11 protein-coding genes are annotated in these 12,852 nt (G+C 68.5%); 4 read left to right on the forward strand and 7 right to left on the reverse strand.

The features are described from left to right. Window positions 1-43 precede the first annotated feature (43 nt). Window positions 44-3,589 carry a chromosome segregation protein SMC gene (gene smc, locus J7E45_RS01505; protein ID WP_215066647.1) on the reverse strand — a complete coding sequence of 1,182 codons (3,546 nt, stop codon included), beginning with the start codon at window positions 3,587-3,589 and terminating at the stop codon, window positions 44-46. Between the two features lie 531 nt (window positions 3,590-4,120). Between smc and J7E45_RS01510 the strand changes: the two genes are divergently transcribed. The 4 genes from J7E45_RS01510 to J7E45_RS01525 all read left to right on the forward strand — a co-directional run bounded on the left by J7E45_RS01510 (window position 4,121) and on the right by J7E45_RS01525 (window position 7,662). Then, a complete protein-coding gene (locus tag J7E45_RS01510) occupies window positions 4,121-4,402 on the forward strand; it encodes a hypothetical protein (RefSeq protein ID WP_091036053.1) in 282 nt (93 codons plus the stop codon). A gap of 64 nt (window positions 4,403-4,466) precedes the next feature. After that, a complete protein-coding gene (locus J7E45_RS01515) occupies window positions 4,467-5,546 on the forward strand; it encodes a GNAT family N-acetyltransferase (RefSeq protein WP_215066649.1) in 1,080 nt (359 codons plus the stop codon). A 101-nt stretch (window positions 5,547-5,647) separates the two neighbouring features. After that, entirely contained in the window at window positions 5,648-6,343 is a 696-nt protein-coding gene (locus J7E45_RS01520) for an ABC transporter ATP-binding protein (protein ID WP_091036047.1), read from the forward strand. Next, on the forward strand, window positions 6,340-7,662 hold the full coding sequence (locus J7E45_RS01525) for an FtsX-like permease family protein (RefSeq protein WP_215066651.1): 1,323 nt from the start codon (window positions 6,340-6,342) through the stop codon (window positions 7,660-7,662). Before J7E45_RS01520 ends, J7E45_RS01525 begins: the two co-directional genes overlap by 4 nt. A gap of 39 nt (window positions 7,663-7,701) precedes the next feature. Here the strand turns inward: J7E45_RS01525 and mutM are convergent, their stop codons facing one another. The 6 genes from mutM to J7E45_RS01555 all read right to left on the reverse strand — a co-directional run bounded on the left by mutM (window position 7,702) and on the right by J7E45_RS01555 (window position 12,791). Continuing rightward, window positions 7,702-8,565: a bifunctional DNA-formamidopyrimidine glycosylase/DNA-(apurinic or apyrimidinic site) lyase gene (gene mutM, locus J7E45_RS01530; RefSeq protein ID WP_215066653.1), complete on the reverse strand. Its 864-nt coding sequence runs from the start codon at window positions 8,563-8,565 to the stop codon at window positions 7,702-7,704. Then, on the reverse strand, window positions 8,558-9,250 hold the full coding sequence (gene rnc / locus J7E45_RS01535; protein ID WP_091036039.1) for a ribonuclease III: 693 nt from the start codon (window positions 9,248-9,250) through the stop codon (window positions 8,558-8,560). The genes mutM and rnc overlap by 8 nt, the downstream gene beginning before the upstream one ends. 10 nt (window positions 9,251-9,260) lie before the next feature. Beyond that, entirely contained in the window at window positions 9,261-9,470 is a 210-nt protein-coding gene (rpmF, locus tag J7E45_RS01540; RefSeq protein WP_091036036.1) for a 50S ribosomal protein L32, read from the reverse strand. Window positions 9,471-9,472: 2 nt separating this feature from the next. After that, a complete protein-coding gene (locus J7E45_RS01545) occupies window positions 9,473-10,021 on the reverse strand; it encodes a DUF177 domain-containing protein (RefSeq protein ID WP_091036034.1) in 549 nt (182 codons plus the stop codon). A 70-nt stretch (window positions 10,022-10,091) separates the two neighbouring features. After that, window positions 10,092-10,589, reverse strand: a complete 498-nt coding sequence (gene coaD / locus J7E45_RS01550) for a pantetheine-phosphate adenylyltransferase (protein ID WP_091036031.1) — start codon at window positions 10,587-10,589, stop codon at window positions 10,092-10,094. A gap of 27 nt (window positions 10,590-10,616) precedes the next feature. Then, window positions 10,617-12,791 (reverse strand): ATP-dependent DNA helicase RecG, encoded by a 2,175-nt coding sequence (locus tag J7E45_RS01555; RefSeq protein WP_215066655.1) that lies wholly within the window; start codon window positions 12,789-12,791, stop codon window positions 10,617-10,619. Window positions 12,792-12,852: the final 61 nt, after the last annotated feature.

Consider the following 12,852-nt stretch of genomic DNA (forward strand, 5'->3'; position numbering starts at 1 on the left):
ACGGGTAGCGCGGGCCGGACCACGCCGTCCCGAGCAGAGCGGGTCAGACGGCAGCTGCGGCCCGGTCCCCCACGCGCTGGCCGACGACCGCGGACACGCCGTCCTGGCGCATTGAGACACCGTAGAGAGCGTCGGCGATCTCCATCGTGCGCTTTTGGTGCGTGATGATCAACAGCTGCGAGCTCTCGCGCAGCTGCTCGAACACGGTGAGCAGGCGTCCCAGGTTCGCGTCATCGAGTGCAGCCTCGACCTCATCGAGGATGTAGAACGGGCTCGGCCGCGCCTTGAAGATCGCCACGAGCAGGGCGACCGCTGCTAGCGAACGCTCACCACCGGAGAGCAGCGAGAGCCGTTCGATCTTCTTACCGACCGGACGCACCGACACCTCGATGCCGGTCGTCAGCATGTTCTCCGGGTCTGTGAGCGAGATGCTCCCCGTGCCACCGGGGAACAGCAGTGGGAACACCTGACCGAACGCCTCCTTCGTGTCCTCGAAGGCGCTCGCGAAGATTGTCTGCATGCGCTCGTCGAGGTCGGCGATGATCGTCAGGAGGTCCTGCCGCGTCTGGGTGAGATCGGCCAGCTGCTCGGTGAGGAAGGCGTGGCGCTGCTCGAGCGCGGCGAACTCCTCGAGCGCCAGCGGGTTGACGCGTCCGAGCTGTGCGAGCTTCCGCTCGGCGTCGGCCAGGCGGCGCTGCTGGATGCGGCGATCGAACGGGATGGCGGTGTCATCGAGCAACTCGTCGGCGGCGGGCTCCACGCCCGGATCACGGGGAACCAGCTGATCAGGTGCATATTCCGCAACAAGAATATCTTCGTCGAGGGAGAGCTCGGATGACACGCGCTCGAGGAGGCTGTTGAGGTGCAGCTTCTTTTCGTGGATCTGCAGTTCGAGGCCGTGCACGCTCTCGGTCAACCCCCCGAGACGTTCCCGCAGCGACGTCTCCTGGGCACGGAGCCCGACGAGCTCCTCGTTCTGCGCCGAACGCGCGGCCTCCGCTTCGGCGAGGGCGACGCGCGCCTCGGCGACCGATCGGTCGAGGGAGTCGAGGACCCGCGGCAGTTCCTCCGCGACTCCCGAAGCCGCTTCCCGCTGAGCCCGACGGATCACCGCTCGCCTTGCTGCCTCGGCCGCGGCGTCGCGCTCCTGCTCGCGCTGCCGTTCGAGACTCGTGACCAGGGCCTGAGCCGCACGCACGCGTTCACGCAGGGTCTCGATCTCCAGTCTGGCCCGCACCTCGCCCTCACGGGCCAGCTCGAGCGTTTCGAGCAGCTCGTCTCGCGCAGAGGCGTCGAGGACCGGGCGCGGAGCCGCGATCGCCTCGTCCAGCGCAGCCTTGGTGGCTTCCGCCTTCGCCTCCGCATCGGACACGGCGGCCTGCGCCTGGGCGAGGCCGGTCTCGAGTCGCTCGCATTCGGCCACCGCGGATTCGTGGCGGACGGTGACCCGGTTCACCTGCTCGGCGTGAGTGGCAAGGGCTGCATCGTGTTCGCGCAGTGCGCGGAGCGCCTCCTTGGCCTGCCGCCTGGTAGTCTCGACCGCCTCGTTCGCTTCCTCACGCGCCTCGCGGAGCGAGTCCACCACGACCTGGATCTCGGCCAGCCGCTCGGCAGCCGCATCCCGCTCCGCCGCGAGCTCGAGTCGGGATCGTTCGCCTCCGGAGCCGGTGCGCAGCGTCTGGGCGGTGATCACGTCTCCGCCGACGGTCACGATGGTGGTCGAGGTGTCCCCGGCGGCGTCGAGCGCGGTGCGCGCGACACGCGCGGAACCCAGATCGTCGGCGATCAGAACGTGCGAGAGGATGCCCAACACCCCGTCGGGGGCCGTCACGGTCTCGACCGCGGGTGTGACGCCCTCTATCGGAGCGGCGACCGGGTCCGGACGGAGCGCGTCGGCGACGACGAAGTCGACGACTCCCCTGCGGTTCTCGGCAGCCTCTGCCGCCTGCGCGAACGCGTCGGCAGCGGTGTCGATGAGCACGCCTTCTGCGAGCGGACCGAGGACGGCGGCGATCGCCGCTTCATAGCCGGCCCGGACCTGCACGGCGTCTCCGACAAGACCGCGAACGCCCTTGCCACCCGCCTTGACGATCTCGGCGGCGCCGCCCGACAGAGCCAGGGCACTGCTCAGCGCCGCAGCCTTCGCAGTCAGCGAGTCGACCTCGCGCTCGGCCGCATGCAGTCGCTCACGGAGAGTCTCCCGCTCGGCCTCGGCGGCCGTCGAGGCCCGCTGCGCGCTGTCGTAGGCGGCGGCGTGTTCGACGGCGGTGCCCTCGGGCGCCTCGGCATCGTCGATCGCCTCGAGCGCCTCGGCAGCCTCGCGCCTGCGCGCGTTCGCCGCTTCGAGGGCATTCTCCTGCCGAAGCACCGCCCCTCGCACAGCGGCGAGAGCGGAGGCTGCGGCATCCGCGGTGCCGCGCAGGGTCGAGAGCCGCATGTCGTACTCCGACACCAATGCGCTCTGCTCCGCGATGTCCACATCGAGCGTGTCGAGCTCTGCTCTGGCATGCACGACGTCACGACTCGCTGATGCGGCGGCATCCTGCGCGTCGCCGAGACCGGCGGAGATCACGTCGATCTCCTCCTTCGCCTCGTCGATGGTGCTCTGCGTCACGGTGACGGCGGTGACGGCGGCATCGTCGTCTTCCGAGCCGAGCAGCGCCAGGCGCTGATTCGCGAGCGTGTAGAGCCCGCGCATCCGCTCCTGCACCTGCTCCAGCCCGAAGGCCACGCTGCGGGCCTGATCGACGGCGACCGAGTTCTGATCCTGTTCGAGCCGCGCGATGCTCGCTCGCACCGTCTCGGCCTGGTCGGACAGGACCAGCCGCTCCGTGTGGCGTTCATGCTCCGTGCGGGTGTGGTCGGCGAGGGCCGTGCGCAGCGCGACGACGTCATCAGCGAAGATCCGCGCCTTCGCATCACGCACCACGGCAGCGATCGTCTGCGCCTCGCGCGCGATCTCGGCCTGGCGACCGAGTGGCTTGAGCTGACGGCGGATCTCCCCCGCCAGGTCGCTGAGACGCGTGAGATTCGCCTCCATCGCATCGAGCTTGCGAAGGGTCTTCTCCTTGCGACGGCGATGCTTGAGGATCCCCGCAGCCTCTTCGATGAAACCGCGGCGGTCCTCGGGAGACGCCTGGAGCACCGTGTCGAGGCGCCCCTGCCCGACGATGACGTGCATCTCGCGGCCCAGACCGGAGTCACTGAGCAACTCCTGCACATCGAGGAGCCGGCATCCCTCGCCGTTGATCGCATACTCACTCGACCCGTTGCGGAACAGCGTGCGGCTGATCGTCACCTCGGCGAACTCGATCGGGAGGGCGCCGTCGGCATTGTCGATCGTCAGCTTCACTTCGGCGCGTCCCAGAGGGCCACGCGTCGAAGTCCCCGCGAAGATGACGTCCTCCATCTTGCCGCCGCGGAGCGTCTTCGCGCCCTGCTCGCCCATCACCCAGGCGAGGCCATCGACGACGTTCGACTTGCCCGATCCGTTGGGGCCGACGATGCAGGTCACACCGGGTTCGAAGACGAAGCTCGTCGGCTGCGCGAACGACTTGAACCCTTTGAGCGTCAGGCTCTTCAGATGCATGCGGGCACCGCTCGTCCGGGGAGAATCACGCCGCTACGCTACCGGAATCCCGGGCCTCGGCCGTCATCCCGCGCGGACGTTCCTCGAACCGGTACCGCTCGGCGACACGCCGAGCGAGAGGGAAATGCTTGACGCTGCCCGACGGAGTTCGCTACCGTGTCCTCCGGATCGACGCACGAAAGGAGGTTACCGATGATGATGATTCAGCTCAACGCACAGGCCACTGGCCTTGCCGCGCCCGCGCACTCTGCGCTGCGCCCTGCGTTCTCGGTAACCGCCGGCGTCCGCATCAGCGCGCTCTCGTAGCAGCGCACCCCGAGAATCACGGCCCGTAGTGGGCCCTCTCCCGTCGGTGCACCCGCGCCCCACTCTCTGATCCGCATCCGGATCATGGATCTCGCCGCCCTTCGGCATCCGCGATTCGCGGCTCCGAAGTGCCGCCATCCTCCGCACCCCTGGCGGCCTCGCTCGCCACCGAGGTGCGACGTCTTCTGCACCCGCACTCCCACTTCTCTTTCGAAGGACTTTCTCGTGAACACCACGTTGCGCCGCAACACTGCCCACCCGCCCGATACCGAGGACCGCGAGGTCTTCCAGATCCCCCGCGACGACGAGCTCCGCCGCCTAGCCCTCACGGATCGCCTCTCTCTCCGGATCGGCCTCTGGCTGCTCCAACGGTCTCAGCGCCCGCGTCGGCAGCGTCGCACCGTGCACATCGAGTCGGCGGAGCTGCTGATCTCCGAGCAGCGCCGCCGCGCCGAACACGAGCTGGGCGTCCTCACGGCCTTCGCCCTGCAGCGCGGAATCCGCTGATCCCGTCGCCCGAGGGACGCCGAGTCCCGCATCTCCCGTGAATCCACACCAGTAAGGACCTGACATGACCATCGCTGAACCGACGATCACGCCGTTGATCGTCCCGACCTCGATCGATGACGACACCGCGGCGGAGTTCCGGGCGTACGGAGAACTCAACCGCCAGATCTGCGACGAGCAGGTCGGGCTTCCGGGCCTCGCGCTGGAAGCGGCGCAGGTTCTGCCCGGCTGGCAGGACGACACCGACTCGCTGGACCGCGGCTTCGTCGCCCGTATCGACGGCGAGATCGTCGGCATGGCGACGATCTCCTTCGCACAGGAGGAGGAGGCGAATGCCGGCGAGATCGACATGCTGGTGCCGGAGGCGCACTGGGGTCACGGCATCGAGAATGCGCTGCTCGCGCGCGCCGAGGAGGAGGCAAGGTCACGCGGTCGCACTGTGCTGCAGCTGTGGAGCCTGCACCGGCCGGAGCAGGCCGAGCGTATGCTCGTGCCGCGGACGGAGTGGGGTCGCGTGCCCGCCACACCCCTGAGCGATCTGGCGGAATCCGCCGGATACACGCTCGAGCAGGTCGAGCGGAACAGCGAGTTCGATCTGCACTCCGACCCGGCGCTCCTGCGCACGGCGCTGGCGGAGGCGAACGCTCATGCCGGTTCGGAGTACCGGACGGTGGAGTGGATGCTGCCGACGCCGCCGGAACTGCGGGCCGCATACGCCGGCATCCTCGCACGCCTGTCGACAGACGCCCCGAGCGGCGAGATGGACTTCGTCGCCGAGGTGTGGGACGCGGATCGCGTCGCGCGGCGGGATGCACGGATCATCGACTCCGGGCGCGTCGTCTCGGTCTCCGTCGTGCAGCACGTCCCGACCGGCGACATCGTCGCCTATAACGAGCTGCTGATCGGGACAGATCACACGGGTGTCACCCATCAGTACGGCACCCTGGTGTCGAAGGACCACCGCGGTCATCGGCTCGGGACGATCGTGAAGTGCGCGAACCTTCTGCGGTGGCAGGAGTTGATGCCGGAGTCGCCCGTCGTCTCCACGTTCAACGCGGAGGAGAACCGTCCCATGCTCAGCATCAACGAGAAGATCGGCTTCCGCGCGGTCTCGTACGCCGGGGGGTGGCAGAAGAAGCTCTGATGCTCGTGCGGGCCCGATCTCATTCTTCGGGATGAGGTCGGGCCCGCTCCGTCATCCGCCGGATCGACGACACCGGCCGGCCGGCTGACGAGAGTGGAAACATGAACATCCCCGTGATCGAAGCCCATGCCCTGACCAAGACCTTCGGGATGACACGCGCCCTCGCCGGAGTCGATCTCGCCATCAACCGTGGTGAGTCCGTTGCGATCATGGGCGCCTCGGGCTCCGGAAAGACGACCCTGCTGCACGTGCTGGCGGGAATCACCGCACCCGATGCGGGCAGCGTCCTCTTCCGCCCGGCAGAAGGCGCCCCCATCGAGGTCACCGCGCTCAACGAGTCCGCACGCTCCCGCCTGCGCCGCGAGCGGTTCGGCTTCGTCTTCCAGCAGGGCCTGCTGATCCCGGAGCTGACGGCGGTGGAGAACGTCGCCCTCGCTTCGATGATCAACGGCATCCGGCGCCAGGATGCCATCCAGCATGCGGCCTCCTGGCTCGCCGCCCTCGGTCTCGCGGGCATGGAGGATCGCCGGATCGGCGAGCTCTCCGGCGGTCAGGCGCAGCGCGTCGCCATCGCTCGCGCGCAGGCCACGGGCGCGGAGCTCGTCTTCGCCGATGAGCCGACCGGTGCACTCGACTCGCACACGTCCTCCGAGGTCATGGACGCCCTGCTGTGGTCCACCACGAGCCAGGGCCGCACTCTCGTCGTGGTCACCCATGACCCCGAGGTGGCCGGTCGCTGCACTCGCACCCTCGCCGTCCGCGATGGCCGCATCGTCTCCTCGGCGGTGACGGCGTGAACCGCAACGTCCTCGCTCTGCTGCTGCGCCCGGCGCCCGGGCAGAACAGCGTCCTCGCCCTCCCCGTCGTCGCCTTCGGCGTGGTGACCACGCTGGTGCTGACCGTGATCGGAGGCGCCCAGTCGTTCTGGGCCTGGACCGATCCGGAGGCTCCGATCTATCAGGCGCTCGCCGCCATCGCCCTCGTCCTCCTGGTCGTCCCGCTGATGTCTCTCGGCGGGGCAGCGGCGCGACTCTCCGCACGCCGTCGTGACGAGCGCCTCTCGACTCTCCGGCTGCTCGGGGTCTCCCCTGCCGGCGTCACGGTCGCCACCGTCACCGAGTCCGTTCTCGTCGCCGCTGCAGGAGCCCTCGCCGGCGTGGTCGGACACGTCGCATTGAGTCCGCTCATCGGCCTGATTCCGTTCCGTGGTGAGGCACTCGGCTTCGGTGCGGTCGTTCTTCCTCCACTGCAGATCGCCGTGGTGCTCGCCGGCGTCCTCTTCCTCGCATCGGCGAGTGCGGTCGTCGGGCTCCGTCGCGTGGTGATCTCGCCCCTCGGCGTCCGCACCCGTGCCACGACAACCAACGTGCACTGGATCCGCGCATTGATCGCCGCGGGCACCATCGCGATCGCTGTCGTGCTCATCAAGGTCTTCCCGTCCATCGGCGGGCTGGTCACCACCATCGTCGTGCTCGCCGGACTGTTCGGTGCCGCGCTCGCGGTGCTCAACGTCGTGGGCCCGTGGGTCCTCAAGGTGTCGGCATCGCGACAGCTTCGCCGGGCCGAACAGCCGGAGCGGCTGCTCGCAGCGCGCGTGGTCCTGGATTCTCCCAAAGCCGCGTGGCGGCAGGTCGGTGGCATCGCGATGGCGAGCTTCATGGCCGTCTTCGCCGGAACGGGCGTGGCCCTGATGAACGTGATGACCGGATCGGAGGCGGCCGCGGCCGACATCGCCCTGGCCACCGATATCCGCACGGGTCTCGTCATCACCCTGATCGGGTCGTTCCTCATGGTGGCGGCATCCGTCGGCGTGAACCAGGCGTCCGACGTGCTCGACCAGCGCGAACTGCACCGCAGCCTCCACCACCTGGGCATGCCGCTGGAGACCGTGGACCGTGCCCGGAGACGTGCGATCATGTCCCCGCTGCTGATCACGGCGATCGGCTCGGCACTGGTCGCGGCCGTCCTCGTGATCCCCCTGCTCGGCATCGCACTGATCACGGCGCCGCTCTCGCTCCTCACGATCGCGGCGGTGGTCGGTGTGGGGATCGGGATCGTCTGGGCGACCACGTGGGCCACGCGTCCGCTGCTGCAGGGAGCGTTCCAGACCGCATGACCGGCCGCGACCCCGCTGACCTGCTCGTCCCGGTGCAGGTCAGCGGCGTCGCTGGCAGGACGGGCAGAAGTGCGATCCCCTGTTCATGAAGCTCTCACGTACGATCGCCGTTCCGCAGCGCGGACACGGCTTTCCCTGCCGGCCGTACGCGTTGAGAGAGTGGGCGAAGTAGCCCGCCTGACCGTTGACGTTGACGTACTGCGCGTCGAAGCTGGTTCCGCCCTCCGCGAGGGCCTTCGCGAGCACGAGCCGCACCTCCGCCAACAGTCGGCGCACAGCCTGCGTGGACAGATGGTCGGCAAGTGTCTCCGGATGGATGCGTGCAGCCCAGAGAGACTCGTCGGCGTAGATGTTGCCGATCCCGCTCACGACGCCCTGGTCGAGGAGAACACGCTTGATCGCGCTTCCCCTCCGTGCGAGCGCGACACGGAAGGCGCGATCATCGAAGGAGGGATCGAGAGGATCGCGGCCGATGTGCGCGACCTGGGTGGGGATCCGCGATCCGTCGTCATCGATCAGCGCATCGACGGCGAGCGAGCCGAAAGTGCGCTGGTCCGCGAACACGATCGCCAGCTCGCCGTGCACGGGATGCTCGACGCCGATGCGGATCCGTTCATGACGTTCCGCGTCGGCATTCGGCGCCCGCAGCAGCATCTGACCACTCATACCGAGGTGCGCGATCAGCGCGGAATCCTCGTCGTCGAGAGGGAGCCAGAGGAACTTGCCCCGGCGGGATGCGGCGGTGAAGGTTCGGCCTTCGAGCCTGCCGACGAAGTCCGCGGCCCCGGCGACGTGCCGCGTGAGCGCACGCTCGTCGAAAACGCTCACCGAGGTGATGACCGATCCGACCGCAGCCGGTGCGAGGCCCGCGCGGACGACCTCGACCTCGGGAAGCTCAGGCACGCTCGCTGAGAGTGCGCCAAGCGCTGAGGGCCGCCGCCATCTCTGCGGTCTTCTTACTGCTGCCGCGGCCGGTCATGCTGACGTCGCCGACCGACACCGTCGCGATGAACCGGCGGTCGTGATCCGGGCCGCTCGCCTCGACCGAATACTGCGGCGGGGTCGCGCCGACACGGGCAGCGAGCTCCTGCAGACTGGTCTTCGGGTCCATGGCCGCGCCGTAGCGCTCCGGATCGGCGAGCAGTGGCTCCGTCAGACGCAGCACGAGCGCGGTGGCAGCCTCAGGACCGGCCGACAGATACGTGGCACCGATCACGGCTTCCATCGTGTCCGCCAGGATCGAGTCCTTGTCGCGACCGCCGGTCTGCTCCTCACCGCGCCCCAGCAGCAGATGGCTGCCGAGGTCGATGCCCCGAGCCACCTCCGCGAGAGCGACGGTGGACACGACGCTCGCACGCCGCTTCGCCAGCTCGCCCTCGTCGAGGTCGGGGTGCGTGGTGAAGAGCATCACCGTCACGGCCTGACCCAACACCGAGTCGCCGAGGAACTCCAAGCGCTCGTTGTGCGGGATCCCGCCGTGCTCATACGCGTAGGAGCGGTGGGTGAGGGCCAACTCCAGAAGCTCCGCGTCGATATCGACGCGGAGCTTATCTGGGAGAGGTCTCGTCCCCCCGGGGACCTCCGTCACGGTACGCGACTCAGACGTCGGCGACCTTGCGGCCCTTGTACTCGAGGAAGAGCTCGGTGCCCTGCGAGTCGGTGACGACCTTCGCCTGGTGGGGACGGCTGTAGACGACCTCACCGTTCTCGATGGTCTTCACGAGGGCGACGGGAGCCGCCTTCCACTGCGCGCGACGCGACCGGGTGTTCGAACGGGAAACCTTGCGCTTCGGGGGGTTACCAGCCATGACTAGCTCTCTTCTTTCTCGGCGGCACGAGATTCTTCCGCGCCGTCTTGGTCTGTGATGTTCTGGAGCGCGCTCCACCGAGGATCGATGGGAGCCACCTGCTCCGTTCCGGTGCTCACGGCCAGTCGTTCACCCGTTTTCGGGTCGAGACCCGGGCAATCCGGCTGACACACCGGCTGAAAAGGAAGCGACAATACGGCCGCATCCCTGACGAGAGTTTCAAGATCCACGTGGTCGTCTTGAACCTCGAAGTCAGTTTCTTCCTCACCAGGATACGCGAAAAGCTCCTGGAACTCGACTTCGACGGGCCGGGCGATGTCGATCAGGCATCTGCCGCACACGCCGACGTACTCCGCGTCGGCTGTTCCGGAGACCAGAATGCCCTCGTGGACCGACTCCAGACGCACATCGAGATCGATGTCCGAGCCTGCGTCGAAGGTGACGATCCCCTCCCCCCACGTCTCTTTGAGAGCCACGGTGAACTCGTGTTCACGCATCTCTCCCGGACGTCGGACGATGTCACGGACGGGGAGCACGAAAGGGCCGTTCATTCGAGAGCGCACGGTTCCATGCTACTCGGCTGCACCTGCGGCCGGGCTGACCGTCACCCTCCAGGAGGACTCAGATCCCGCGTCCGCCGGTGTCGAGGAAGTCGGCCACCGCAGGCGGGACGAACGGTGTGACGTCGCCGCCGAGCGATGCGACCTGGCGCACCAGCGAGCTCGAGACCATCGCGTGCGACGGATCCGGCAGGAGGAACACGGTCTCGATGCCGGCGAGGTGGCGGTTGACGATCGCCATCGGGGATTCGTAGGCGACATCGATCTGCGAACGGATGCCCTTCACGAGGACCCCGGCGTCGACATCGCGGGCATAGTCCACGAGCAGTCCCATGCTCCATGAACCGATCACGATGTTGCCCGGCATGCCGTCTTCGGCGATCGAACGCTCGAGGAGGGAAAGCCGCTGCGCGATCGGGAGCATCGCCTCTTTGCCGGGGTTGTGCACCACCAGCACGTGCAGTTCGTCATAGAGGGCTGCGGCCCGGCGGATCACATCGAGATGACCCAGGGTCGGCGGATCGAAGGAACCCGGGACGACGGCGATCCGGCTGCTCATGCCACCAGCCTAGGGCAGGAACGGAGCTCAGTTCTTCGCGAGGGCCGCCCGATCTTCATCGGTCACCCGCCGTGCGATGGCCTCACGAAGACCAGGGTGCTGCTGGAGCGTCGGGTCGTCGGTGAGGATCGTCTCGGCCACCTCGCGGGCACGCGTGATGAGCGCTGCATCCTTGACGACACGCAGCAGTTTGAGCGACGAGCGGACGCCTGCCTGTGCGGCACCGAGCACATCGCCCTCGCCCCGCAGCTCGAGATCGACCTCGGCGAGGGCGAACCCGTCAAGCGTCGCCGCGACGGCGTCGACTCGGTCTCGCGCGAGGGAACCGGATTCCGCCTCGGTGACCAGCAGGCAGAGTCCGGGAACGCCTCCTCGGCCCACCCGTCCGCGCAGTTGGTGCAGCTGGGAGACACCGAAGCGATCGGCGTCGAGCACGATCATCGTGGAGGCGTTGGGAACGTCCACGCCGACCTCGATCACGGTAGTGGCCAGCAGCAGGTCGATCTCGCCGCGAGCGAAGGCCTGCATGACGGCATCCTTCTCGTCCGACGGCATCCGACCATGCAGCACGGCGCGACGGATCCCGCCGAGGGTGGGATGGGTCGCGAGAGCCTCGTCGAGCTGCACCACACCCCACCGGGGACCGGACGCGCCCTCGGGGACCAACGCGGAGGGCTCAGCCGCCTCAGCGGTCTTCTTCGTCGTGTCGATCGCGGCGCAGACCGCGAACACCTGACGCCCCTGGGCGATCTCCTCTGCGGCGCGCTCCCAGACGCGGTTGAACCATCCGGGGTGCTCGGCCAGCGGGGCGACGAACGACTCGATGCCCGCACGTCCGGCCGGCATCGTGCGGATGACGGAGGTGTCGAGGTCGCCGAACACCGTCATCGCCACGGTTCGCGGGATGGGCGTCGCCGTGAGCACCAGCGCGTGCGGGCTCGACCCCTTCGCGCGGAGCGCCTCCCGCTGTTCGACCCCGAACCGGTGCTGCTCGTCGACCACGACGAGGCCGAGGTCGGCGAAGGTCGTCTTCTCGCCCAGCAGCGCATGCGTGCCGACGACGATGAGCGCCTGCCCCGAGGCGACCCGGAGCGCCGCCTTTCGTCGCTCCGCGGCCGGAAGCTGGCCGGTGAGCAGCGTCGGCATGAGCAGCGGCGCGAGATCGGGGCCGAGCATCTTGGCGATCGAGCGCAGGTGCTGTCCGGCCAGCACCTCGGTCGGTGCGATCAGCGCCGCCTGCCCGCCGCTCTCGGCCACCTGCAGCATCGCCCGCAGCGCCACCAGCGTCTTTCCGGAACCGACCTCACCCTGGACGAGCCGGTTCATCGGCCACGACCCGACGAGGTCAGCGGCGATCTGCGCCCCGACGGTCTCCTGATCGGGCGTGAGCGTGTACGGCATCGCGGCGTCGAACCGCTCGAGGAGGCCTCCCTGCGCCGCGGGCCGCGACGTGGCGGAGAGCGCGCGCACCGCGTCACGCTGCTGCAGGAGCGCAGTCTGCAATGTGAGCGCTTCGTGCATCCGCAGGGTGCGAACGGCCGGATCGATGTCGTTGCGCGTGCGTGGGCGATGGATCCGCTCCAGCGCCTCGTCGGCCGTGAGCAGCTCCTCGCGCTCCCTGATCTCGGCCGTCAACGGGTCGGGCACCTCGACGAGATCGTCCAGCACCCGTCCGATGAGGCGGGCGATCTGCCACGTCTGGATCGCCGAGGTCGCCGGGTAGATCGGGATCGGAACCGCCGCACGCGCATCCGCGCTGCGCCGGGCGGAATCCTCATCGTCGAACAGCTCGTACTCGGGATGCGCGAACTGCGTGACGCCGTTGAACTCCCCCACCTTGCCGGAGAAGACTCCGCGGCGGCCGACCGCGAGGTCTTTGGAACGCCATTCCGCCGCACCGACGTTCTTCGCGAAGAACGTGAGGGACATCCGTCCGATTCCATCGCCGATGACCACGTCGACCATCGCGCCCGGCCGATTGCGCATCCGTCGGAAGCTCGAGGACAGGACCTCGGCGACGATGGTCACCGTCTCGCCGAGGGGGAGGTCGCGGATCGGCGTCAGCTCGCCCGGATCGGCGTAGCGACGCGGATAGTGCGAGAGCAGGTCGCCCACGTTCTGCATGCCGAAAGCTCGTCCGAGCGTCTTGGCAGACGCCGCACCGAGCGCATCCTCCAACGAGGAATCGAGCGTGAGCGACATGCTCCGAGTCTAGGGAACGCGACCGACACCGCCGGCACCCGGGCTGTCGTATCGTGAAGTG

This window comes from Microbacterium sp. ISL-59 (assembly GCF_018613945.1).
Taxonomy (GTDB): domain Bacteria; phylum Actinomycetota; class Actinomycetes; order Actinomycetales; family Microbacteriaceae; genus Microbacterium; species Microbacterium oxydans_B.

Excerpts from the sequence above, each read along its gene's own strand:
- J7E45_RS01545 (WP_091036034.1), bottom strand. The coding sequence starts at position 10,021 with ATGAACGGCCCTTTCGTGCTCCCCGTCCGTGACATCGTCCGACGTCCG.
- J7E45_RS01555 (WP_215066655.1), bottom strand. The coding sequence starts at position 12,791 with ATGTCGCTCACGCTCGATTCCTCGTTGGAGGATGCGCTCGGTGCGGCG.
- coaD (WP_091036031.1), bottom strand. The coding sequence starts at position 10,589 with ATGAGCAGCCGGATCGCCGTCGTCCCGGGTTCCTTCGATCCGCCGACC.
- rpmF (WP_091036036.1), bottom strand. The coding sequence starts at position 9,470 with ATGGCTGGTAACCCCCCGAAGCGCAAGGTTTCCCGTTCGAACACCCGG.
- J7E45_RS01520 (WP_091036047.1), top strand. The coding sequence starts at position 5,648 with ATGAACATCCCCGTGATCGAAGCCCATGCCCTGACCAAGACCTTCGGG.
- smc (WP_215066647.1), bottom strand. The coding sequence starts at position 3,589 with ATGCATCTGAAGAGCCTGACGCTCAAAGGGTTCAAGTCGTTCGCGCAG.
- J7E45_RS01515 (WP_215066649.1), top strand. The coding sequence starts at position 4,467 with ATGACCATCGCTGAACCGACGATCACGCCGTTGATCGTCCCGACCTCG.